At 37.4% G+C, this 21,329-nt stretch carries 25 protein-coding genes; 7 read left to right on the top strand and 18 right to left on the bottom strand.

Annotated elements, in window-relative coordinates:
- Window positions 1–8 precede the first annotated feature (8 nt).
- The gene (locus MOC86_RS03335; RefSeq protein WP_268582708.1) at window positions 9–260 is read right to left on the bottom strand and encodes a DUF2535 family protein; all 252 of its coding nucleotides are present in this window, start codon (window positions 258–260) and stop codon (window positions 9–11) included.
- Window positions 261–354: 94 nt separating this feature from the next.
- Window positions 355–1,623 carry a threonine ammonia-lyase IlvA gene (gene ilvA / locus MOC86_RS03330; protein ID WP_243513437.1) on the bottom strand — a complete coding sequence of 423 codons (1,269 nt, stop codon included), beginning with the start codon at window positions 1,621–1,623 and terminating at the stop codon, window positions 355–357.
- Window positions 1,624–1,818: 195 nt separating this feature from the next.
- On the opposite strand from ilvA, the gene MOC86_RS03325 reads away from it, so the two are divergent.
- The gene (locus tag MOC86_RS03325) at window positions 1,819–2,058 is read left to right on the top strand and encodes a hypothetical protein (protein ID WP_268582707.1); all 240 of its coding nucleotides are present in this window, start codon (window positions 1,819–1,821) and stop codon (window positions 2,056–2,058) included.
- A gap of 10 nt (window positions 2,059–2,068) precedes the next feature.
- On the opposite strand, the gene MOC86_RS03320 is transcribed toward MOC86_RS03325, so the two are convergent.
- The 11 genes from MOC86_RS03320 to MOC86_RS03270 all read right to left on the bottom strand — a co-directional run bounded on the left by MOC86_RS03320 (window position 2,069) and on the right by MOC86_RS03270 (window position 13,276).
- On the bottom strand, window positions 2,069–2,812 hold the full coding sequence (locus MOC86_RS03320; protein ID WP_268582706.1) for a lysophospholipid acyltransferase family protein: 744 nt from the start codon (window positions 2,810–2,812) through the stop codon (window positions 2,069–2,071).
- 67 nt (window positions 2,813–2,879) lie between these two features.
- Window positions 2,880–3,365: a type 3 dihydrofolate reductase gene (gene folA, locus MOC86_RS03315; RefSeq protein ID WP_268582705.1), complete on the bottom strand. Its 486-nt coding sequence runs from the start codon at window positions 3,363–3,365 to the stop codon at window positions 2,880–2,882.
- Window positions 3,362–4,156, bottom strand: a complete 795-nt coding sequence (locus tag MOC86_RS03310) for a thymidylate synthase (RefSeq protein WP_268582704.1) — start codon at window positions 4,154–4,156, stop codon at window positions 3,362–3,364. Before MOC86_RS03310 ends, folA begins: the two co-directional genes overlap by 4 nt.
- A gap of 32 nt (window positions 4,157–4,188) precedes the next feature.
- Complete coding sequence (purU, locus tag MOC86_RS03305; RefSeq protein ID WP_268582703.1) at window positions 4,189–5,091, bottom strand: formyltetrahydrofolate deformylase; 903 nt, start codon at window positions 5,089–5,091, stop codon at window positions 4,189–4,191.
- Window positions 5,092–5,322: 231 nt separating this feature from the next.
- Complete coding sequence (locus MOC86_RS03300) at window positions 5,323–5,916, bottom strand: YpjP family protein (RefSeq protein ID WP_268582701.1); 594 nt, start codon at window positions 5,914–5,916, stop codon at window positions 5,323–5,325.
- A gap of 315 nt (window positions 5,917–6,231) precedes the next feature.
- Window positions 6,232–7,020: a class I SAM-dependent methyltransferase gene (locus MOC86_RS03295; protein WP_268582700.1), complete on the bottom strand. Its 789-nt coding sequence runs from the start codon at window positions 7,018–7,020 to the stop codon at window positions 6,232–6,234.
- 64 nt (window positions 7,021–7,084) lie between these two features.
- Window positions 7,085–7,522 (bottom strand): BrxA/BrxB family bacilliredoxin, encoded by a 438-nt coding sequence (locus MOC86_RS03290; protein WP_019393178.1) that lies wholly within the window; start codon window positions 7,520–7,522, stop codon window positions 7,085–7,087.
- Between the two features lie 142 nt (window positions 7,523–7,664).
- Complete coding sequence (ilvD, locus tag MOC86_RS03285; RefSeq protein ID WP_268582699.1) at window positions 7,665–9,380, bottom strand: dihydroxy-acid dehydratase; 1,716 nt, start codon at window positions 9,378–9,380, stop codon at window positions 7,665–7,667.
- 204 nt (window positions 9,381–9,584) lie between these two features.
- Window positions 9,585–10,706, bottom strand: a complete 1,122-nt coding sequence (locus MOC86_RS03280) for a conserved virulence factor C family protein (RefSeq protein ID WP_268582698.1) — start codon at window positions 10,704–10,706, stop codon at window positions 9,585–9,587.
- Window positions 10,707–10,752: 46 nt separating this feature from the next.
- Window positions 10,753–12,633 carry an ABC-F family ATP-binding cassette domain-containing protein gene (locus MOC86_RS03275; protein ID WP_268582871.1) on the bottom strand — a complete coding sequence of 627 codons (1,881 nt, stop codon included), beginning with the start codon at window positions 12,631–12,633 and terminating at the stop codon, window positions 10,753–10,755.
- Window positions 12,614–13,276: an HD domain-containing protein gene (locus MOC86_RS03270; protein WP_268582697.1), complete on the bottom strand. Its 663-nt coding sequence runs from the start codon at window positions 13,274–13,276 to the stop codon at window positions 12,614–12,616. The genes MOC86_RS03275 and MOC86_RS03270 overlap by 20 nt, the downstream gene beginning before the upstream one ends.
- Window positions 13,277–13,426: 150 nt before the next feature.
- Here MOC86_RS03270 and MOC86_RS03265 point away from each other — a divergent pair, with 150 nt between their 5' ends.
- Entirely contained in the window at window positions 13,427–13,888 is a 462-nt protein-coding gene (locus MOC86_RS03265; RefSeq protein ID WP_268582696.1) for a hypothetical protein, read from the top strand.
- Window positions 13,889–13,924: 36 nt separating this feature from the next.
- Here MOC86_RS03265 and MOC86_RS03260 read toward each other — a convergent pair whose 3' ends face one another.
- On the bottom strand, window positions 13,925–14,431 hold the full coding sequence (locus tag MOC86_RS03260) for a glutathione peroxidase (protein WP_268582695.1): 507 nt from the start codon (window positions 14,429–14,431) through the stop codon (window positions 13,925–13,927).
- A 181-nt stretch (window positions 14,432–14,612) separates the two neighbouring features.
- Here MOC86_RS03260 and metA point away from each other — a divergent pair, with 181 nt between their 5' ends.
- The gene (metA, locus tag MOC86_RS03255) at window positions 14,613–15,521 is read left to right on the top strand and encodes a homoserine O-acetyltransferase MetA (protein ID WP_040058181.1); all 909 of its coding nucleotides are present in this window, start codon (window positions 14,613–14,615) and stop codon (window positions 15,519–15,521) included.
- Window positions 15,522–15,563: 42 nt separating this feature from the next.
- Here the strand turns inward: metA and MOC86_RS03250 are convergent, their stop codons facing one another.
- The gene (locus MOC86_RS03250; protein ID WP_268582694.1) at window positions 15,564–16,256 is read right to left on the bottom strand and encodes a class I SAM-dependent methyltransferase; all 693 of its coding nucleotides are present in this window, start codon (window positions 16,254–16,256) and stop codon (window positions 15,564–15,566) included.
- A 92-nt stretch (window positions 16,257–16,348) separates the two neighbouring features.
- Here MOC86_RS03250 and MOC86_RS03245 point away from each other — a divergent pair, with 92 nt between their 5' ends.
- A complete protein-coding gene (locus MOC86_RS03245; RefSeq protein WP_268582693.1) occupies window positions 16,349–16,576 on the top strand; it encodes a DUF3892 domain-containing protein in 228 nt (75 codons plus the stop codon).
- A 15-nt stretch (window positions 16,577–16,591) separates the two neighbouring features.
- Window positions 16,592–16,762, top strand: coding sequence for a hypothetical protein (locus MOC86_RS03240; protein WP_019393168.1), 171 nt, complete (start codon window positions 16,592–16,594; stop codon window positions 16,760–16,762).
- 26 nt (window positions 16,763–16,788) lie between these two features.
- On the opposite strand, the gene MOC86_RS03235 is transcribed toward MOC86_RS03240, so the two are convergent.
- The 3 genes from MOC86_RS03235 to MOC86_RS03225 form a co-directional block, all read right to left on the bottom strand.
- On the bottom strand, window positions 16,789–17,673 hold the full coding sequence (locus tag MOC86_RS03235; protein ID WP_268582692.1) for an EamA family transporter: 885 nt from the start codon (window positions 17,671–17,673) through the stop codon (window positions 16,789–16,791).
- A gap of 92 nt (window positions 17,674–17,765) precedes the next feature.
- Complete coding sequence (locus tag MOC86_RS03230; RefSeq protein WP_268582690.1) at window positions 17,766–19,070, bottom strand: Na+/H+ antiporter NhaC family protein; 1,305 nt, start codon at window positions 19,068–19,070, stop codon at window positions 17,766–17,768.
- 217 nt (window positions 19,071–19,287) lie between these two features.
- Window positions 19,288–19,869, bottom strand: a complete 582-nt coding sequence (locus MOC86_RS03225; protein ID WP_268582689.1) for a VanZ family protein — start codon at window positions 19,867–19,869, stop codon at window positions 19,288–19,290.
- A 257-nt stretch (window positions 19,870–20,126) separates the two neighbouring features.
- Between MOC86_RS03225 and MOC86_RS03220 the strand changes: the two genes are divergently transcribed.
- On the top strand, window positions 20,127–20,804 hold the full coding sequence (locus MOC86_RS03220) for a GntR family transcriptional regulator (protein WP_019393164.1): 678 nt from the start codon (window positions 20,127–20,129) through the stop codon (window positions 20,802–20,804).
- 14 nt (window positions 20,805–20,818) lie between these two features.
- Window positions 20,819–21,325 carry a GNAT family N-acetyltransferase gene (locus MOC86_RS03215; protein ID WP_268582688.1) on the top strand — a complete coding sequence of 169 codons (507 nt, stop codon included), beginning with the start codon at window positions 20,819–20,821 and terminating at the stop codon, window positions 21,323–21,325.
- The last annotated feature ends 4 nt before the right edge of the window (window positions 21,326–21,329 follow it).

Genomic DNA, 21,329 nt, shown 5'->3' with positions numbered 1-21,329 from the left:
TTCTTTTTTTAAGCATTATGTTTTAAAGGAACTGTTAAAAAGATTTGCTCATATGTTGTCCATTTACAATGTTTTTTCATATATTCCTTAAATGAATAGAGTTCTTTTCGGATTTCTTTTTTTTCAATCATTTTGACGAACGATTCAAAATGAACAGAAATCATAAACGAAAGTGGATGATGATGTGGCACAACTGGAATTTCAATAACCTTTACTTTTTGTCCATTTGCAAGCTTAAATTCCAAACTTTTAAATAACAAGCAGATCAGCCCTCTTTTTCACCCGTTTTTCTCTATTATAACTTCCCTTTAACGTAAAATCATGTCATATTATGACGCTTCATTAATTTTTTTTTTAGACAAATAGGTGGAAAAGTTGACTATCTTTATTAATCTCTGTAAATGGGAAAGCTTTTTGATTCATTCGTTCAATAAGAGGAAAATAGTCTTCTTTATGCTTCACTTCAATCCCCACAAACGCCGGTCCGCTTTCACGGTTATTTTTTTTCGTATATTCAAATCTTGTAATATCGTCTGTTGGCCCTAATACTTCATCAAGGAATTCTCGAAGGGCCCCTGCACGCTGTGGAAAGTTTACGATAAAATAGTGCTGTAGTCCTTCGTAAAGCTTTGAACGTTCCTTAATTTCCTGCATGCGGCCAATATCGTTGTTCCCGCCACTTACGATACAAACAATGGTTTTTCCTTTAATTTGATCTTTATACGCATCAAGAGCTGCGATTGAGAGCGCTCCTGCAGGCTCTGCTACAATAGCATTTTCATTGTAAAGAGATAGAATTGTTGTACAAACTTTCCCCTCCGGCACAACTACAATATCATCAATAACTTGTTGACAGATATGAAATGGCAAACAGCCTACCGTTTTTACTGCTGCTCCGTCTACGAATCCATCAATATGTTGAAGCGTTTGAACACTTCCTTTTTTTAGAGCTTCATGCATTGAAGGAGCCCCTGCAGGTTCTACACCGACAATTCGTGTTTGAGGAGAAACGCTTTTAATGTAGGTACCGATTCCTGAGATAAGCCCTCCTCCACCAATGCTTGCAAAAACGTAATCAAAGTCTTTCTCTGTATCATTTAGCATTTCAACTGCAACTGTTCCTTGTCCTGCAATGACATCAGGATCATCAAACGGATGAATGAACGTTCTTCCTTCTTCTATACCACACTCTGCCGCTTTAGCATAAGCATCATCAAATGTGTCGCCCGTTAAGACAACTTCCACAAATTCTTTTCCTAAAAATGTAACCCGATTAATCTTTTGTTTAGGAGTTGTGGCAGGCATAAAAATCTTCCCATCGATTTTTAAATGTTGACAGGCATATGCAACTCCTTGCGCATGGTTTCCTGCGCTTGCACAAACAATGCCGTTTTCTCGTTCTTTTTTTGATAGCTTTTTGATTTTATTATAAGCTCCGCGAATTTTAAAGGAACGGACGTTTTGTAAATCTTCTCTTTTTAAATAAACTTCACATTCATAGCGCTCTGATAAAAGATCACTTTTTTGAAGAGGCGTATGTTCCACAACATCTTTAATTGTTTGATGAGCGATCAACACATCCTCAAGATGAATGTTTTTCTTTGTTTCTACTTGCTGGCTCATAATCAACTTCCTTCCTTTTCATTCCCTTTTTAATTTGTACATTATAGCACAAAAAATTAAGAAAAATCACTATATTTTATAAATTTCATCATTTCACTATGTGAAAATTACATAAACTAACAGATAATCCTATTAAAACTTCTTATATTAAGGAGGAACTCCCTTTTTAATAGAAAAGTGAGAAGGAGATTGCAGATGGAATTCACCCTAAAAAGTAAAGAAAGTGCGATCCCTTGTTTAGTAACGCTTGATGATGAAAACGGTCGTTATATGATTCGAAAAGAAGATATAAGTGGAGAAGTTTTCAATAGTCCTTCACAGCTTATAGCATGGGTTTCAGCTAATTGGCATGGAGATGATTTTGTAGACTCAGATTCTTTTCATCATATGATGAAAGAGCTTGATAAATACGAAGAAGAGATGCGTCTGCAATAAAAAAAGAGGATCATGATTGATCCTCTTTTTCTGCGCCCTCTTTTAGAAGGCCACCTTGAAGGGCTTCTTCTACTTTTTTAATCAACTGCGGTTTTGTGATAGTATCATCTAAATGCTCCCGTATTTGGGAACCAATATGAACAGACAGCGTGCTCGGACGAATGCGAAATGTTCCTTGCTCATCAATTTCTTTCGTTCCATCAATAGAAACTGGCACAATGGGCACCCCAGCTTCTACTGCCATTGAAAGGTCTTCTCCGTTAAGATGATGCAAATCCTTGGAACCTTTTTCTTTACGTTCAGCAAATACGAGCAATGAATGACCTTGTGTTAATAAATGAATTCCTGTACGATAAGCTTCTTTCATTCTTGTACTATCATTGCGATCCATAAGGACGCAATGCATAGAGTTCATCCATTGATTCCATAGCGGATAGTTTTCAAACTTTTGCTTTGAGAAGAAACCAAAAGGCTTTTGAATATAGCCTAAAAGAGCTGGAATATCGTATGGGCCTTGATAGTTACTAACAAATAATACAGGCTCATCCAACAGCCTCTCTTTTTTGTTTACTTCTACTTTGGATCCGGTTAATTCAATAACTTTACGTCCCCATTTTTTTGGTTTATCATGCACTTCCTTGTCCCGTTTTGCAGGCGACATTAAAGGTGGAAGATTTCGAACACGATTTAGCTCAGATAAACTAAAAAAAAGAGAAGAAAGTGAATAACCACCAATATAAATTGTACGAATCATGTTGGAACCCCCTTTAAAAGCTGGTTTTCCCTCTTTCTCGTCCTGTTTTCATCCGAGAAGTGTAATGCTAGCTTCGTTCATAGACAGCAAATTCATAATCATAAGCATTTTTTTCATCTTTTTTATGCTCTTTGGAATCTATTATCTTCCATTCTTCTTTTGAAAATGCAGGAAAATGCGTATCTCCATCAAACGTAGCACGAATGTGGGTAACATACAAACGATCTGCAACAGGCAGTAGCTGTTCATAAAGACGAGCTCCTCCGATAATAAACAGCTCCTCATTCGAACGGTTCGCCATTTCTTTCAGCTCGTCCAATGAATGAATAACCGTTACACCTTCTTCTTGGAATGATGTACTGTGCGTTAACACAACGTTCTTCCGGTTTGGAAGAGGTCTACCAATCGACTCATATGTTTTTCTTCCCATTACAATTGTATGATTTGTTGTCACCTTTTTAAAATAAGCAAGGTCAGCAGGAAGATGCCATGGTAAAGCATTATCTTTTCCAATCAGATTATTGTCATCCATTGCAACGATGAAAGAAATCATACGCTAACAGCTCCTTTTATATGCGGATGTGGATCATATCCAACAAGCTCAAAATCGTCATACGTAAAATCAAAGATGTTCTTAACGTCTTTATTAATTTTCATTTTTGGCAGCGCACGCTCTTCACGTGTAAGCTGCAGCTTTACTTGTTCAATGTGATTTGTATAAATGTGCGCATCACCGAGCGTATGAATAAATTCTCCTACTTCTAGATCACACGCCTCGGCAATCATCATTGTTAAAAGAGCATATGACGCGATATTAAACGGAACACCTAAGAACACGTCAGCAGAACGCTGATAAAGCTGACAAGATAGTTTACCATCTGCTACATAAAACTGAAAAAGGCAGTGACATGGAGGAAGTGCCATATTCTCGATATCAGCTACGTTCCACGCGCTTACGATAAGACGACGTGAATCTGGTGTTTCTTTAATCTGTTTTATGAGATTTGAAATCTGGTCGATGCTTTCTCCGTTTGGCGTCGGCCATGAGCGCCACTGATGTCCATATACAGGGCCAAGCTCCCCTTTTTCATCTGCCCATTCATTCCAAATTCTTACTCCGTTTTCCTGCAAATAGGCAACATTTGTGTCTCCTGCTAAAAACCAAAGAAGCTCATGAATAATAGACTTTACATGAAGCTTTTTTGTTGTTACAAGTGGAAAACCTTCTTTAAGATCAAAGCGCATTTGATAACCGAACGTACTAATTGTTCCCGTTCCTGTTCGATCCTCTTTTTTCGTACCGTTGTTTAAAATGTGTTGACATAGATCTAAATATTGTTTCACTTTGATCCCTTCCTCTCACTTACTTCTTATCATTAATCAAAAACGATCGTTTTATTTCCATAAACAAGAATACGATCTTCTAAATGCCATTTTACACCGCGAGCTAAAACGCTTTTTTCAACCGAACGACCAATTCTTTTTAGTTCTTCAATTGAATCACGGTGGTCAACTCGCTCAATATCTTGCTCAACAATTGGTCCTTGATCAAGCTCATCTGTTACATAATGAGCCGTTGCTCCAATAAGCTTTACACCGCGCTCATATGCACGCTCATATGGTTTTGCTCCAACGAATGCAGGTAAAAAAGAATGATGAATATTCATAACGCGATTCGGATGTCTTGTGACAAAATCAGAAGATAAAATTTGCATATAGCGAGCTAAAATTACAAAATCAATTTTGTTGCTTTCTAAAAGTTCAAGCTGCGCTTTTTCTGCTTCTGGCTTTGTTTCTTTTGTAACTGGAATATAGTGAAAAGGAATGCCTTTACTTTCTACGAACTCTCGCATTGTTTCATGGTTACTAACAACCATCGCTATATCTGTATAAAGCTCTCCTCGCTCGTAGTTCCAAAGAAGCTCCTGTAAGCAGTGATCTTCTTTAGAAACAAAGATCGCTGTCTTTTTGCGATTTGAAGCTGATTGTAGTTGCCAGTCCATTTCAAAAGATGAAGCAACTTCATGAAATGACTTCTTAAGTTCGTTGTAACGCTTTTGAAAATCAGGGCATTCAAACTCTATTCTCATAAAAAAAAGACCATCAGTATGACTTGTTGAATATTGGTTTGATTCAACAATGTTTGCTTTACACTCGAAAAGCCACTGAGACACTTTTGCGACAATCCCTGGTTTGTCGTTACAACTAATAAGCAGTCTTCCTCTATTTTGATATTTATTTGTTACATATTCGAATTTTTTTTGGCGATAACTGTTCATCTTTCTTCCTCACTTCTCCATCCATTTTTGTTTCTTCAACATATGTAAAAACTGAAATATCCTTTTGATTCCAAGAGCACGTTTATTTTATCTTATTTTTTAACCTTTTTCAAAAGCCATTTAATATAGATTTTAGTGTAGCATACCGCTTTTTCTTTTTCTATGAAAAAGATAAGGCAAAAAGGGTGCAATAAAAAAAGCGCTCGTATTTCTACGACGCTTCTTCGATGTTTAATTTAACCATTTTGGCGGCATATTTTGATTCCAATAAATTTTTCCTAAATCATAATGTTTCTGAAAGCCGTCTTCACTTGTATGATAATGAAAGTTAAACCAATATCCATCTTTTGGCGGGTGATCTCTTCTGACGTGAAAACGAATGACATCTTCTCCTGTTTCCCGATTGTATACATTAAAGATTTTTTCTCCATATCCTCCAGAAGGAGACTCGGTAATTCCTAAGTTGGACAACTCTCCTTCGTCAGCTTGTTCTGATACCTCTGTTAAAGCCTCTTCAATCTTTGGTAGAATTGCTTCTCTAAATTCCTCTTCAATAACAGGTGAAATTTTGGTTCCAAACTTTTGAAAGGACTGACTTTCTGCTTCAGCTAAGGCATTTGTTACAAAGTCTTCTTTTGAAAGAGGTGGACTATAAGAATAAGAGGTTTCTTCACTATATGGAATTGCTACATCTTCAATATAACTTTGCTTTTCAGGCTTGTCCGCTTTTACATCGTCTATATACAAGTAATCTGGCGGACTAACAAGGCCAAACGTAAACACCGTAATTAACACAATAAACGTCTTTCGCAACCATCTTGGCATACACTTTCTCCCCCTCTTTACAACGTGGACTACTACTCCGAACATACTTTTTCTTTATTTTAACATTTTTTAAAAAGAGTCCCCTGAACTTTTCAGATTTTTAACAAAAGTAATGAAGGTGAAAACTCTCTTAAAATCTTTGCAATATTTCTACTTTTTCATATAACGGATGAATTAGGCTAAAAGTTTCATTTTTCTTTTAAAAGAGTTCTTTTGTGAAACACTATGTAAAAAGGAGATGAATGAAGTGGATACTATTTTTGTCATTTCATTGTGTATTGTTCTCGTCTATAATATTACACTTACACTTTTTGATTAAAGCTCACTTTTGAGTAGGTTTTTTACACCGTAGTGGAAAAGAGCCGTTTTTCGTTTATGAACATCAAAATTTAAAGCATCAAAAAGAGGACTTCTGAAATGATCTTTTAACACAACTCTTTTTCTTGCAACTCGGCACGCTTCCTTCACCATCTTTTTTGTCACAGGATGGTGAAGAGCGAGCGGACGGAGACTTTCAATTCCTGCTGATTCTTCCACAGTTTGATGAAACATCGGGTCAAAATACACAACGTCAAACGACTTATCTTCACAGGAAATCAAATACTTTTCGCTTTCTTCTGCGATTACTTCTATTCTTTTCATTGCAAGGTTCAATTCAGCAATGGATGTTTCCCAGCTTTTTAATCCTTCTTTTACAATATAAGCAACATAGCGATTGCCTTCTGTTCCAACGACTTTTCCTCTTTCTCCAACAACAAGACTTGCCATAGTACTGTCAGAAGCAAGGCCAAGCGTACAGTCTAAGAATGAATCTCCTTCTTTAAGATTTACGGCCTCCAAAAACGGATCCCTCTCTCCTTTTATCCAACGTTTTGCACGAAACATGGCTGAATTTGGATGGAAGAAAAAAGGTTCACTACTCTCTTTATAAAAAAGCTCAAGTCTGTCTTTTCCGACAACGAGAATGTTACAATCCCTCTCGTCTCTAAGCTTTGATATCGAGCGCTTTCTTCGTTCTTCAAACGGAACTTTAAGGGCCTTTGAGATCTTATAAGCCCGTTCAATCATCTCTTGATTTGTTCGTCCAGCAGTTGTAACAATCATCTCTTTCGTCCCTTGCATGTATTTTGAACGTCAAAAAAGAGTGTCACTAGACACTCTTTCCCGCTTACTTACAATGTGTATTTAGTCCTGTAATAATATTTTCCATAATGCTTTCAAGCGCATGATCTTCAATGTTATGACGAGGAATAAAGTGAACAACTTCTTTTCCTTTTAGCACCGCCATTGATGGAGAAGAAGGCTCAATATCTGTAAAATATTCTCTCATTTTAGCTGTTGCCTCTTTATCTTGTCCTGCAAAAACCGTTACAAGATGATCTGGCTTCACTTCGCTATACAAAACAGCTTGCGTAGCAGCTGGACGAGCAAGACCTGCTGCACATCCACAAACAGAGTTTACAACAACAAGCGTTGTTCCTTCAACATGCTCCATAAAGTCTTCTACTTCTTCAGCTGTTGTCAATTCACTAAAACCTGCCCGAACAAGCTCCTCACGCATCGGCTTGACAAGTTGACGCATATATTCTTCATATGCCATTGACATAATTCATTCCTCCTTATTCCTTGACGGTAACAGCATACTATAAAAGAGGGCAAAAAATCAACGAGCTTGCGCTAAATTCGACAATATTTTTACTATTCATTTCAAAAAGAAACCTCAGCAGTGCCAAGGTTTCTTCCTTATATTATTTTGAAAAAGTCGTCTCTTTTTTTGTTGTTTTTTCAAATTTATCTGTTACAGCTCCTTCTGATGAGCATGATACAAGATGTGCATATTTTCCTAATACGCCTTTTGTATGAAGAGGTTTTGGTGTCCAAGCATCACGGCGTGCTTTTAATTCTTGCTCTGAAACGTTCATTGATACGGTCTGAGCAATAGAATCAATTGTGACTTCATCACCTGTTTGCAACAAAGCAATCGGGCCTCCAACTTGTGCTTCAGGCGCAATATGCCCTACAACAAGTCCATGTGTTCCACCTGAGAAACGCCCGTCCGTTAGAAGCGCTACTTTTTCTCCAAGTCCTTTTCCAACGAGCATTGAAGAAATGGAAAGCATCTCAGGCATCCCTGGTCCGCCTTTTGGTCCGACGTGGCGAATAACCAAAACATCGCCTTCCTTAATTTCATCATCTACAATTGCTTTTGTTGCTTCTGCTTCTGAATCATATACTTTCGTAGGGCCTGTATGGACTTTTACCTTTACTCCGCACATTTTTGCCACAGCACCACTTGGAGCAAGATTTCCTTTTAAGATAATAAGCGGTCCGTCTTTTCGTAGCGGCTGATCAAGAGGAACGATAACGTCCTGTCCTTCTGCTAGATCTTGTGCTTCCTCTAAGTTTTCAGCAAGCGTTTTTCCTGTTACCGTTAAGCAATCTCCGTGAAGATAACCTGCTTTATATAGCATTTTCATAACAGCTGGTACCCCACCAATGTTGTGAAGATCTTGCATCACGTATCTTCCACTTGGCTTTAAGTCTGCAATATGCGGTACTTTCTTTTGAATACGATCAAAGTCTTCAATTGTTAAATTAACGCCAACAGAATGAGCAATTGCAAGAAGATGAAGTACAGCATTTGTAGAACCACCAAGCGCCATTACAACTGTAATCGCATTTTCAAATGCTTCTTTTGTCATAATATCTTTTGGATAGATGCCTTTTTCAAGCAAGTTATAAACAGTTTGTCCCGATTTATAGCAATCTTCTGACTTTTCTTTCGACTCTGCAGGGTTTGAAGAACTTCCAGGTAAGCTCATTCCAAGAGCTTCAACAGCAGATGCCATTGTATTTGCTGTATACATACCACCACATGAACCAGATCCAGGACATGCATTACATTCAATTTTGTTTAGTTCTTTTCCGTCAATATCACCTTTATTGTATTGACCAATTCCTTCAAAAACAGAAACAATGTCAATGTCTTTTCCATTATGTTTTCCAGGAGCAATCGTTCCTCCGTATACGAAAACAGCTGGTACGTCTGTACGGGCAATTGAGATCATACAGCCTGGAATGTTTTTATCACATCCCCCAATTGCAACGTAGCCATCTAAGTTTTCAGCCCCAATTACAGTTTCAATAGAGTCAGCAATTACTTCACGACTTGAAAGAGAGTATCTCATACCGTCTGTTCCCATTGAAATTCCATCGGAAACAGTAATGGTATTAAAGATCATTGGAGCGCCTCCAGCTTCGCGAGCTCCTTTCTTTGCCTCAACTGCCAAATCATCAATGTGAATGTTACATGGCGTTACTTCACTCCACGTACTAGCAATCCCAATCATTGGTTTTTTAAAATCTTCATCTTTAAAACCAACCGCACGAAGCATAGCACGGTTAGGTGCCTTTTTTACATCATCACTAATTACTTTACTTTTAATTCTTAAATCTTTTTTCACTACATTGTCCCCCAAATCAATTGTTATTGTTAAATAATATAGTACTTTTCAAGAGTGATTGCAATAATATTCTCAATTTTTTATTTTATATAATTTTTCTGTTAATATAAAACAATTCATTCCATTCTTTTCTATTCTCTTACGGAAGCGCTTTATTATTTTTATATAACAAAAAAAAGAGTAAAGGGAATTCCCCTTTACTCTCTAGCGTTTACGCGCTTCTGTCATTTGCTTCCAAACAGAACCTTTTGCTTCTTCTCCACCTTGAATACGCTCAATAGCAAGTTTGATTTGCATACTGACTTCAAATTCCGGATCATCTTCAGCAGCTTTTAAAGCTGGTAAGGCACTTTCATCTCCAACTTCATATAAAAACATAGCTGCACGCCAGCGAACTAATTTACTTTTATCTTCTAATGCCTCTATTGCTGCAGGCATAGCTTCCACAAATCCTAAGTCTGACAAACAGTCTGCTGCTGTTCTTCTAACCGTTACAGATTTGTCTTTTAATGCTTTATCAAGATATGGAAGCACGCTTTGATCTTCAATCATGCCAAGATAAACTGTAGCAAGACGTCGAATTGACACTTTACTGTCTTCTAATGCTTTGTTTAAAAGAGGAAGATCTTCAATAGTTGGATTCATCTGTTCTAAATGTGCATAGCGTTTTGTCCAATCTTCATCTTCAAACATTTCAAGCGTAACTTTATAGCTTTTACGTTCTACAACCGCTGATTTTATTTCTCCTTTTTGTGAAGAGCTAACAAGTTCTTCTAAGCGTTCCTCTGGATATGCAGCATCAATTTCACTTGCAACTTCCTTTGCGATTTCCTCAAGATCACCATAGCGAACTCCATGATCTTTCCATTTTCGTTCAAGTACAACGTTGTCATCTTCTCGCTGAGCCTTCACAACCGCTTCTTTGAATCGAGCTGGCAGACCTTCACGTTTTTCTGTTTCCCCATCTGTTAGCTTAATCTGCATTGGAATACCTTTGAAAAGTTGAAGAGAAACGTTCACTTCACCAAAGTGCTCATCAACTTTATCCTGTTTTTCTTCACCTTCTACTTCTTCACCAAATAAAGCACGCACTTTTGGTAAGATTTCTTTCCAATCAAATTTTGCATTACGCTCTACTGCCAAAAAATCAGCTACATGATAAACGCCTTTCACGCCATCGATTTCCATCAAATCTTGAATAATCTTTGGTGCTTGCTCAACGTTTGTCCCATTGTAGTTGTTGCTTTTACCAGCTGGAAGCTCACTATCAAGCGTGACTTTCATCGTATTTGGACTTGGTGTAGGTTCAATTGACTTAATGTTCATGTTTCCACTGCTCCTTTTTTTACTTCTTAAAGGGATTGTAACACAATTACCCGTTCAGCTCTTCTATAAGCTCTGAAAGCTCGGCCCAACGCTCAATTGCTTGTTCAAGCTGCTCATTCAACTCCTGTTCACGGTTCATAAGCTCTTGAGCTTTTTCATAATTTGTGCCAACTTCAGCAAGGTCATTTGCGACAGTTTCAAGCTCTGTTTCAAGCTCAGGTATTTTTTCTTCAAGCTCCGTCCACTCTCGTTTTTCATTGTAAGACAAGCGGCGTTTCTTTTTCTCTTGTGAAGGCGTTTCTTTCGGCTTTTGTTTCTGAACCGTTTTCTTTTTTGTGCTTTCTTCTAAAAGCTCACTATATGAACGAAGATATGTTGAAACTTCTCCTTCTCCTTTGAAAACAAATAAGTAGTGCGCAATTTTATCTAAAAAGTAGCGATCATGTGAAACAGTAATAACAACGCCAGGAAACTCTTCAATATAGTCTTCAAGAACTGTAAGGGTTTCTGTATCAAGATCATTTGTCGGCTCATCAAGAAGCAGGACGTTTGGTGATGTCATTAAAAGACGAAGAAGGTAAAGACGACGTCTTTCTCCTCCTGAAAGCTTTCGAATTGGTGTGCCATGCGTATGAGTTGGGAATAAGAAACGTTCAAGCATTTGAGACACAGAAATGGTCTTTCCATCTGTTGTTTGAACAACTTCCGCTCCTTCTTTTACATAATCAATCATACGCTGGTTAAGAGCAATTTCTTCACTTTCTTGTGTATAATAAGCAACTTTCACTGTCTGGCCTTGCTCAATTTCGCCATGATCAGGCTGAATTTTCCCTGTAATCATATTTAAAAGCGTTGATTTACCGCTTCCGTTATATCCTACAATACCAATATGGTCGCCTCTTTGAATAATATGAGAAAAATCTTTGATAAGCAAACGATCTCCAAAGGATTTGTTCACTTCTGTAAACTCCACTACTTTTTTACCAAGTCTACTTCCTGATAAACTAATTGAAAGTTTATCATCTTGGCTATGATCAAGACGCCCTTCAATATCTTCAAAGCGCTGAATGCGTGCTTTCTGCTTTGTTGAACGTGCTTTAGCTCCACGTCTAATCCAAGCTAGTTCATTGCGGTAAAGATTGCGAAGCTTTGCCTGACTTTGACGCTCTTCTTCTTCTCTTTGTGCTCTTCCTTCAAGGAAAGATTGATAGTTTCCTGTGTACGTGTACATATTTCCTTCATGTAGTTCAAAAATGCGGTTTGTAACGCCATCAAGGAAATAGCGATCATGCGTCACAAGTAAAACAGCCCCGCTATATCGTACAAGATAATCTTGCAGCCACCCAATAACTTCATAATCAAGGTGGTTTGTTGGCTCATCTAAAATGAGCAAATCAGGTGTTTCAATTAAGCATTGAGCAAGAGCTACTCGCTTTTTTTGCCCTCCTGATAAGTTGCCCATTTTTTGACGAACATCATGAATACCAAGCTTAGATAAGATAGCTTGAACATTTGCGTTTGTATCCCATGCATTCATTGCATCCATGCGTTGTTGAAGAGCATAAAGATTTTCTTGATGTTCTTCATTTTCTGGTTGCTTTTCAAGATCATAGAGAGCTTTATCATATTTTTTCAGCAGCTCAAACATTGGGGTACTGCTCGTAAATACTTGCTCAATGACTGTCAAATTCTCATTAACTTCTGGATGCTGTGCTAAATAACTAATTGTATAATCTTTTGAATGAGAGATTTCTCCTTGATCGTCTGTATCAAGGCCTGCAATAATTTTTAATAGCGTTGATTTGCCTGTTCCATTAACACCGATAATACCAATGCGCTCACGTTCACCAATTGTAAAGCTTATATTGTTAAAGAGAAGCTTTTCTCCATATGTTTTTGTCATGTTTTCAACTGTTAGCATCTTCATTTGTACCATTCCATTCTTCCTTAAATTTCTCTAAAAACGCCATCATAAAACGATGACGATCTGTTGCAAGCTCAACTGCTTTTTTGGTGTTCATCTTTCCTTTTAAAAGGAGAAGTTTTTCATAAAAATGTCCAATAACGCTTGATGGATTTTGGCGATATTCATCTTCTGTCATCGCTGTTCTAGGAATCTCGTCCTCTTTAAACAAAACATGACCTTTTGCCCCTCCATACGTAAACGCTCTTGCAATTCCAATTGCTCCAATAGCGTCAAGTCGATCTGCGTCTTGAACAATTTTTCCCTCTATTGTAGAAGGGGCCTCCCCGTTCCCACCTTTAAAAGAGACGCTTTTAATGATGTGAATAATGTGATTAACATCATGCATAGGGACATCACAAACTCGAAGAAGCTCATCAATACGCTTGTACGCTTCCTCTTCTGAAGAAACAAGTTTTGGATCTGCACAATCATGAAGGAGTGCTGATAGCTCAATGATTTCCCGGTTACCTCCTTCATGAACAGCAAGGTATAAAGAAAGCCGTCTCACGCGAAAAACATGTTCTAAATCGTGACCAGTCCGATCATCTTTCAACACGGAGCATACAAATTTTTCTACCGTTTTTACTCTTTCTTGTTTGTTCATTTTCTCCTCCGGTACTTTTCTTCTCCCCTATTTTAACACAGCGCCTCAAAAGGATAGGCACTTGCGGATTTTTTTTAGACGATTATCTCTTTTTGTTTTTTTTACATAGGATACTAACGTACGAATTCAAACTACTGAGGAGCTGACAAAATGTTTCGACATAGAAATCACCACTGTTGTATGCCAATGCCAAAACCTATGCCTTGTCACCAGCCAATCATGCACCATATGCCTTGCCATCAGCCAATGACAAACCCTACACAACAACTGCCTTACAACATGCCTCATGATCATATGATGGGCACTCACAATATGCCTGAACAATATGACGTGATGGACTACAACATGATGCCGCATATGGATGATCAGCAAGTGATGGGAGACTACGATATGGGACATGAACCTCATATGATGAATATGCCGTATGATATGGCACCACAGCATATGGATATGCCTCATCACACAATGGGAGATTATGACACGCAAAAGCCTCATCATCAACAACTGCCTTACAACATGCCTCATCAAGGCTATCAAATGATGCCTGAACATCAATACCCTCAGCATTATCCACAAGAACCATCCTGTTCATGTGGAAAAAAGAAACGTTAACTAAAAAAGAAGCGGCATTATAGCGCCGCTTCTTTTTTATCTTTCTTGCACAACATCTGTTTTTTCTTCTAAAAGCTGTTCAATATCATGCTCTAAATCTTTCGGAGCCGTTTTTGGACTAAACCGTTGAACAGGTTCACCATCTTTATCAATTAAAAATTTTGTAAAATTCCATTTAATAGCTTTCGAACCTAATATGCCTGGTGCTTTTTCAGCTAGGTACTGAAAAAGCGGATGAGCATTATCCCCTTTAACATCTACCTTTGCAAACATTGGGAAGTCAACCCCATAGTTACGCTGGCAGAACGATTGAATCTCCTCCTCGCCTCCAGGCTCCTGCCCGCCAAATTGATTACAAGGAAAGCCTAAGATGACAAAGTTGCGGTCTTTATACTTTTCATATAAATTTTGAAGACCTTCAAACTGGGGAGTAAACCCACATTTGCTTGCTGTATTAACAACAATAATCACTTTTCCTTTATATTGTTCTAGTGACTGTTCTTCACCTTTTATATTTTGAGCTGAAAATTGATAAATGTTCATCTTTATTTCCTCCTATAGGTCAACGAGCTTTTTTTTACTTTTCCCTTTTTTCAAGAGATGAAACTGCCTATATAATCGTTTATCCAATATTTTTCACACTTTCTGTTGAAACTTCTTGAAGTTGTTCTTATAATAGATTTATTGCAATTTTTCAGATTTTTAGAAACAGGAGGGATATTCCATGCCGATTAACATCCCCTTTGATCTTCCGGCAAAAGAAATACTTACAAGCGAGCGGATCTTCGTAATGGATGAAACAAGAGCTTTCACCCAAGACATTCGTCCATTAAATATCGTTATTTTAAATCTTATGCCTCAAAAAGAAAAGGCTGAAACTCAATTTTTACGCCTGCTTGGAAACTCTCCTCTTCAAGTGAATATAACGCTTATTCATCCTGAAACACACCAAGCAAAAACAACGAGTAAAACTCATCTTGAACGCTTTTATTCAACGTTCCCACAGATTAAGCATCAAAAATTTGACGGGATGATTATTACAGGAGCTCCTGTTGAACATATGCCATTTCGTGACGTTACATACTGGCACGAGCTCTGTGAAATTATGGACTGGTGTAAAACTAACGTCACTTCTACTATGCACGTATGCTGGGGTGCACAAGCTGGGCTTTACCATCATTTTGGAATTGATAAAATTCCTCTTGATAAAAAGTGTGCAGGTGTTTTTTCTCATACTTCCATTGCTGAACCAGTAAAACTGCTCAGAGGGTTTGATGATCTATTTTTCTCTCCTCATTCACGTCATACAGATGTAGATATAGAAGAAGTCAAAAGGCATCCTGACCTTGAGCTTCTTTCTTCATCAGAAGAAGCAGGCGCTTATTTAATGATGTCTCGTGATGAGAAGTTTATTTTTGTAACGGGCCATCCTGAATATGATGTTCAAACATTAAAAGAAGAATATGACCGGGATATCCAAAAAGGACTGGAAATTCAAGTACCGCGTCATTATTTCCCAAACAATGACCCTGCAAGCTCTCCACTTAAAACATGGCGCTCACATGCCAATCTTTTATTTATGAATTGGCTTAACTATTATGTTTATCAAGAAACGCCTTACAATTGGAATTGAAAGAACCGCTTGTCCGCACTACAACAGTAAAAGAAAGAGCATCTACTGCTCTTTCTTTTTTTCTAGCACAAAAAGCCAAAAGAAGGATAAGGCTTGTTGAAGTGGCCGAGAAAGTCTGTCAGCTTCGTTCTTTTGTACGCCTGTCTTATAAACAGGATAACCATCAAGAACGTCCCACCCATTTTCAGAAGCCATGCGTTCAAATTCCCACGGCATCATTGTGTTGCAAATCACGTCTTTTCCATACAAGCGATCATAGCTGTTTGACCTTGGCCCTGCTGTAGGCCCTAAAATTGCAACAAAAGCCTTTCCTCCCTTTTTTAATACTCTTTTTAATTCTTGTAGAGAAGAAAGTGGGGTTTCTATCCACTCCAATGCATTAATGACCATTGCTCCATCGAATTCTTCGTCTCCAAAAGGAAGAGATGCAAAATCACCTTGAACAAATTTCAATCTCTCTCGTCCAAAAAGCTCTGCTGCTTTCTCAATCATTTTAGAAGACAAATCAACTCCTGTTACATTTATATTTTTGCTATGTAAAAGAGAAGAACCAAACCCATCGCCACAGCCAACATCAAGATATTTTTCACCTTTTTGTGCAAACTTCTCAATTGTTGGAATTACAATACTCCTGCTTCCTGTTTCCCACATTTCTTTGCTTTTGCTGTTCCATGTATTTGCTTGATTGTCCCATTTTTCTTTTGATGTTTCATGCCATTTAAATTGTTTCTCCATCTCTGTATCCTCCTCTTTCTCTCCCTTTTCTTTTATAATACATAAATTTATCGATGACTCAAATATTAAAGATTAAAGAAGGAGGAAAGTTTATGGAACAAAAACAGTTTGTTGCTGTGCAAAAAAATGCGGATGGAGATCTGACAGCATTCAAAACTTCCGATGGTTCTTTGCTTTTATATGAAGAAGCTCTGCAAGAAGTTTTAGCAGGTTCAATTGCTAACGTCAGCGCATTTAAAGGAAAAGATGGGGGAACTTATATAAGAAGCAACCCTGATAATCGAAAAGATAATAATCTCGATCAACTACCTCTATTCTAAAAGGAGTGTCCTTAGATGACTAAAAAACCAAACAAAGGCAGCATGAATCAAAACTCTCCAAAACTTCAGCATTATTTAGTTGAATCAGGAGAAGAAATCACAAGCGGTGATAATAGCAAAGGAAATAAACATAACAAAGATCAATCAAGCAAAACAAAAGAAAAGAAGCTTCATCGTAAAAGATAACAAAAAACCACGCCAAGTGCGTGGTTTTACATTTGCTGTCTTATTTTAGTTTTTGTGACCCCTTTAAACTGCGGATAAGCAATCCCCACAAAAATAAGAATTAATCCTGTCCACTGTAAGGGTGAAATAGACTCATGAAGAAAGATCCCTGAACAAATAACAGCTGTTGGAAGCTCTGCAGCTCCTAAAATACTGCCAATTCCAGGATCCACTTTAGGCATACCAAGTGCAAAAAGCAACGGTGGCAAGCATGCTCCAAAAAGACCGAGCGTGCTTCCCCACAGCCACAGGCCCTCCCCTAAGTCTCCGTTAAACACAAAAGTTGGCTGAAGGACAATAAATGTTAACACAACTGCTCCAATACTCATGTAAGCACTGCGCTGAATAGGTGGTACACTCACTTCTACTTTGCCACTAGAAAAAATAAATAAAGCAAAAGACAATGCGGCAAGAAGCCCAAGTGCAATTCCTTTTGGATCCAATTGAAGTCCTTTTCCTTCTAACAAAGCACCAGCTAGCACTGTTCCTCCTAAAAGAAACAGAGCGGATACAACGTACCGAGCACTTGGTCGTTTTTTAGCAAAGATACTTTCCAACAAAATCCCCATCCATGTAAATTGGAAAAGAAGAACAATAGCAATTGAAGCTGGAATGGTTTTTAAAGCATTATAATAAAGCACGCTCGTTGAAAATGTGAAACATCCAACAGCAATCAGCTTCATCTTTTGTTTCCATGTCAAACGATTGCGCTTACAAAATAAATTTAACACCCACAGAAGCACAGCACCAATTAGCATCTGACTTCCAATTACATTTTCAACACCGAATCCTTTTGAATAAGAGATTTTCACAATGGTTGATAAAATTCCATAGCTGCACGAACCAGCAAGCACGAATAAAATAGCTTTCATGTCTTCTTTCTCCTTTATTTGAACTAGAAGAGGGCTTTTCACTTGGAAAAGCCCTCTTTTATTATGGCATATACTCCTACTACTCGAAATACTTATTTTTCTGTCTGCTTTTGCTTAGGTGAAAAACGCGGGTAACCAATTAAAATCGCAATAATGCCGCAAAGAGCAATTAAAAATGGATAGTACACGTATGGTAAGATTTCCACCGGTGAAATAGAAGCGAACTGAGCCGCAGCTAACATTTGGGCCCCATATGGAATAATCCCTTGAATAAAGCATGCAAAAATATCTAAAATACTTGCTGATTTTCGACGATCAATACCATACTGATCTGCAACATTTCGCGCAAGTGGTCCTGCAAAAAGAATAGAGATTGTATTGTTAGCTGTTGCCATGTTTGTAAGACTAACAAGACCAGCAATCCCAAACTCTGCACCTTTTTTAGAAGAGATGTTTTTCGTTAACACGTGAAGAAGATAATGAATTCCTCCGTTGTGTCGGATTATCTCTACCATACCACCAATAAGCATCGATAAAATAACAAGCTCTGACATGCCTCCAATTCCATCTTTAATGGAACTAAAATACTCTGTTAAACTATAGCTGTTTGTCGTAATACCAATAATCCCAGCTACAGCTACACCTCCTGTTAATACTGCCAACACATTCACACCACAAAGAGCAGTAACAAGAACAGCAACATATGGAAGTACTTTAATAATATTAAAGTCATGTTCACTAACAGGCGTTGTATTGCCTGTCGTCATAAACATTAGCAATATAATAGTCACAATTGCTGCAGGCAAAACGATAAAGAAGTTTACTTTGAACTTATCTTTCATTTCAGTTTGCTGTGTACGAACAGAAGCAATTGTTGTATCGGAGATAAATGACAAATTGTCGCCAAACATAGCACCACCAACAACTGTTGCCATTGTTAATGGAAGTGAAATATCGGTTTGAGTACTTAAACCAACACCAATTGGACCAAGAGCGGCAATCGTCCCTACTGAAGTTCCCATTGAAATAGATAAAAAGGCACCAATAACAAAAAGGCCAGCTAGGATTAAATTAGCAGGAAGAATGGATAAAGCCATATTAACCGTTGCTTCTACTGCCCCCATATCCTGAGCAGCTTGTGAAAACGCACCTGCTAGTATAAAAATAAGAACCATAATCATAATGTCAGAATGACCTGCGCCTTTTGAAAACCGCTCTACTTTTTCAGATAAACTCTCTTTTCGATTAAACATAAGAGCAACAATAGAAGCAATAATGATTGCTACAAGTACAGGAAGCTGATAAAAATCGCCTGTAATGATTCCTGAGCCAAGAAAAAGACCGAGGAATAGAACGAGCGGAAACAAAGCAAGAGGATTTCCTCTCGGATTTTTCATGTTGTAAACACCTCTTTCTTTTTTCAATAAAAAAATTCTTCTTAGCAAGAAAGAAGAACAATTGTCATACTTTGTATATAAACAGAAAAAATATTTCTCGTCATTTTAAACGTTTTTACAAACATTCTTTCATACTGTAATAGGAAAGAGAGAAAAAGTCAATTGATTTTACTATTTTCAGATAACTCCAACACTTCTTCTCCCTTTCCATTCTAAATTATTTCATCAGTAAATTGAGTTTTTTTCCTAATTTCTCTTTTGTAGACGAAGAAAGCATAGCATTTAATATTTTAGCTAAACTAGCTCCTATCAATGTCCCCACTGTATTGAGAATAAGGTCATCGACGTCTGTTGATCTTCCAATTGGGAAAATATATTGAAATAGCTCTACAGCAAAGGACAAACACATTCCATAAAAAGTGACTTTAAAAAGGGACGCTTTTTTTCTCAAGCAGAGAAAAAGAAAAAAGCCAAACGGCATAAAAAGCAAAATATTCAATCCTAAGTTGCTTATTGTGACATTTGGATCTGTTGAATACAGAAGCAAATTGTACATCCCTTTTAATGGTTCAACATTAAGCACTCGTGCATCTCCATAATTATAGCCTGTCGGGTACATCGTGATAAATAAAATAGAGATAGTACTTATGCCGAGTGCACTTTTTAGAAAGAAACGGCTTACCTTAAACGGATTTTCCCTCTTTTTTTCCAGAAAAGAAAGGGTAAGAACATACAAAATAGACGTCGCAACTAACGGCGGAACAGCTGAACCGAAAATCGTCCAAAGAAATCCAAACATCTTTCTCACCTTTTCTTTTTTGCGTGTTAGCTTTTAAACTCTATCATAACTATTTCCCTCTTCCAATAAAGAACTACGCTTCTAATTAATATGTAATACAAATGTAAAGGTCCAGTAAAATTCCGGTATATTAACTCTCCCTTCCTCATCTTTCTTCGTTATTCTCTGCGATATTTCTTGTATTCTTTTTTCCTATCCTTGCTGTTTTCTGATAATATAATAGAGGAACTGTACGTAATGAATGTGAGGTAATGGCCATGACGTATTCAATAAAGAAATCGCTTTCTTATCATGAGCAAGTGTACAAATCACTGAAAGAAATGATTTTCAAAGAAGTTTTTCAGCCAGGAGAACGCATTTATGAAACCAAAATTGCTCGTGAATTTGAAATTAGTAGAAGTCCTGTCAGAGAAGCAATCCGAGCTCTTGAACAAGAAGGACTTTTAGTAACAGACGAAAAATCAAGAGTGACAGTCTATGAACCAACGTTAAAAGACGTTGAAGATATTTATGAATGCCGTAAAGCACTTGAATCACTTGCAGCTTCATTAGCAGCTCGTCATGCAAGAGACGAAGATATTAAAAAACTTTCAGAGAACTTGAAGCAGTCAAGAGAAGTAATTAGAAACTTAAAAGATAATCAAAAAGGAAGCAAAGAGATGCTTCATTTAAACACGGAGTTTCATCAAATTATTAGACGTTCTACAAACAACAAGCGCCTACAAAAACAAATTAACGATCTTCAGTCTCTTACTTACTTTTATCGAAAGCTGAACATGGAAGGAGAACAAAGATGTCAGCGCATTGTAAAAGAACATGAAGAGATTTTTGAACTTATTAAAAATCGTGATGAAGAAAAAGCTTTGTTGCTTATGAAAGAGCACATTAATAATGATCTTCAACATCTAAAAATTGTGATTACAAATCATCAATAAAAGAAGGAACAGCAATGAATATCCAAACTTTTAATGCCGTGTACTCCCTTATGGAAGCGGCTTTTCCACCATCAGAACGACGAACTCGAGAAGGACAGCTAGAACTTCTTAATTATGAACAATACAGCATCAAAACAAAAGAAAATGAAAATGGCGAGATTGTAGCTTTTCTAGCTTCTTGGCAGTTTCCTACCTTTTCATTTATTGAACATATCGCTGTTTCCTCTTCTTGCCGTGGTCAAGGATTAGGCAAACTGCTCATTCATGACCATTTACAGTCAACAAATAAGCCTACAATTCTTGAAGTGGAACCTTGCTGTGACGATATTACAGAGCGCAGAATTCGTTTTTATGAAAACCTTGGCTTTCATAAAAATGATTTTCCTTACATGCAGCCTCCGCTTCAAAAAGGTGAGGATTTTATTCCACTTGATATTATGAGCACACCTAGCCTGCTCAATGATAGCGAGTTTTCTACCATAAAAGAACAACTTTTTAGAGAAGTATACAAATTACAATAAAACG

This window comes from Priestia endophytica (genome assembly GCF_026790145.1).
GTDB classification, from domain to species: Bacteria; Bacillota; Bacilli; order Bacillales; family Bacillaceae_H; genus Bacillus_I; species Bacillus_I endophytica_A.
Note: the sequence above shows the minus strand (reverse complement) of the source record. Positions and strands in the feature narration are given on the sequence as shown.

Excerpts from the sequence above, each read along its gene's own strand:
- metA (WP_040058181.1), top strand. The coding sequence starts at position 14,613 with ATGCCGATTAACATCCCCTTTGATCTTCCGGCAAAAGAAATACTTACA.
- MOC86_RS03230 (WP_268582690.1), bottom strand. The coding sequence starts at position 19,070 with ATGAAAAATCCGAGAGGAAATCCTCTTGCTTTGTTTCCGCTCGTTCTA.
- MOC86_RS03245 (WP_268582693.1), top strand. The coding sequence starts at position 16,349 with ATGGAACAAAAACAGTTTGTTGCTGTGCAAAAAAATGCGGATGGAGAT.
- MOC86_RS03325 (WP_268582707.1), top strand. The coding sequence starts at position 1,819 with ATGGAATTCACCCTAAAAAGTAAAGAAAGTGCGATCCCTTGTTTAGTA.
- MOC86_RS03225 (WP_268582689.1), bottom strand. The coding sequence starts at position 19,869 with ATGTTTGGATTTCTTTGGACGATTTTCGGTTCAGCTGTTCCGCCGTTA.
- MOC86_RS03215 (WP_268582688.1), top strand. The coding sequence starts at position 20,819 with ATGAATATCCAAACTTTTAATGCCGTGTACTCCCTTATGGAAGCGGCT.
- MOC86_RS03240 (WP_019393168.1), top strand. The coding sequence starts at position 16,592 with ATGACTAAAAAACCAAACAAAGGCAGCATGAATCAAAACTCTCCAAAA.
- MOC86_RS03295 (WP_268582700.1), bottom strand. The coding sequence starts at position 7,020 with ATGATTGTTACAACTGCTGGACGAACAAATCAAGAGATGATTGAACGG.
- MOC86_RS03290 (WP_019393178.1), bottom strand. The coding sequence starts at position 7,522 with ATGTCAATGGCATATGAAGAATATATGCGTCAACTTGTCAAGCCGATG.
- MOC86_RS03270 (WP_268582697.1), bottom strand. The coding sequence starts at position 13,276 with ATGAACAAACAAGAAAGAGTAAAAACGGTAGAAAAATTTGTATGCTCC.
- folA (WP_268582705.1), bottom strand. The coding sequence starts at position 3,365 with ATGATTTCTTTCATCGTTGCAATGGATGACAATAATCTGATTGGAAAA.
- MOC86_RS03220 (WP_019393164.1), top strand. The coding sequence starts at position 20,127 with ATGACGTATTCAATAAAGAAATCGCTTTCTTATCATGAGCAAGTGTAC.
- MOC86_RS03280 (WP_268582698.1), bottom strand. The coding sequence starts at position 10,706 with ATGAACATTAAGTCAATTGAACCTACACCAAGTCCAAATACGATGAAA.
- MOC86_RS03275 (WP_268582871.1), bottom strand. The coding sequence starts at position 12,633 with ATGAAGATGCTAACAGTTGAAAACATGACAAAAACATATGGAGAAAAG.
- MOC86_RS03260 (WP_268582695.1), bottom strand. The coding sequence starts at position 14,431 with ATGAACATTTATCAATTTTCAGCTCAAAATATAAAAGGTGAAGAACAG.
- MOC86_RS03300 (WP_268582701.1), bottom strand. The coding sequence starts at position 5,916 with ATGCCAAGATGGTTGCGAAAGACGTTTATTGTGTTAATTACGGTGTTT.
- MOC86_RS03250 (WP_268582694.1), bottom strand. The coding sequence starts at position 16,256 with ATGGAGAAACAATTTAAATGGCATGAAACATCAAAAGAAAAATGGGAC.
- purU (WP_268582703.1), bottom strand. The coding sequence starts at position 5,091 with ATGAACAGTTATCGCCAAAAAAAATTCGAATATGTAACAAATAAATAT.
- MOC86_RS03265 (WP_268582696.1), top strand. The coding sequence starts at position 13,427 with ATGTTTCGACATAGAAATCACCACTGTTGTATGCCAATGCCAAAACCT.
- ilvA (WP_243513437.1), bottom strand. The coding sequence starts at position 1,623 with ATGAGCCAGCAAGTAGAAACAAAGAAAAACATTCATCTTGAGGATGTG.
- MOC86_RS03235 (WP_268582692.1), bottom strand. The coding sequence starts at position 17,673 with ATGAAAGCTATTTTATTCGTGCTTGCTGGTTCGTGCAGCTATGGAATT.
- MOC86_RS03320 (WP_268582706.1), bottom strand. The coding sequence starts at position 2,812 with ATGATTCGTACAATTTATATTGGTGGTTATTCACTTTCTTCTCTTTTT.